Genomic DNA, 338 nt, shown 5'->3' with positions numbered 1-338 from the left:
GCGTTTTAGTGACCACATTACTGAGCGGTTGATCGTGCAATGATCCCGACCATAAGTCTTCCCCAGTCCAACAAAATAAAATTATCGATGACCACTTTGCTCTTGGTGGCATTATTTTGTTTTATTGTCGCATTATTACAAGCGACAGCACCCTATTCGCAAGGCATTACGCTGATCTGGAATACGGTGTGGCACTTTGACTCAAACAATTATCAACATGTCATTACCCATTTGACCTATCTGCCACGGCTTTGTGTCGCTCTGATCTGTGGGTTTGCCCTCGCTATAGCAGGTTGGTGATGCGATGGGATTGCGTAGAACAAATTGCATTACACAAC

General features: G+C 44.4%; 1 protein-coding gene. It reads left to right on the top strand.

The genetic code is table 11. The features are described 5' to 3' along the window. Nucleotides 1-87 precede the first annotated feature (87 nt). A complete protein-coding gene (locus RMT89_RS41820) occupies nucleotides 88-300 on the top strand; it encodes an iron chelate uptake ABC transporter family permease subunit (protein ID WP_315888990.1) in 213 nt (70 codons plus the stop codon). Nucleotides 301-338: the final 38 nt, after the last annotated feature.

The organism is Streptomyces sp. P17 (assembly GCF_032436805.1).
In the GTDB taxonomy this organism is placed as follows: domain Bacteria; phylum Actinomycetota; class Actinomycetes; order Streptomycetales; family Streptomycetaceae; genus Streptomyces.
Note: the sequence above shows the minus strand (reverse complement) of the source record. Positions and strands in the feature narration are given on the sequence as shown.

Coding starts and splice junctions, on each gene's coding strand:
- RMT89_RS41820 (WP_315888990.1), top strand. CDS start 88: ATGACCACTTTGCTCTTGGTGGCATTATTTTGTTTTATTGTCGCATTA.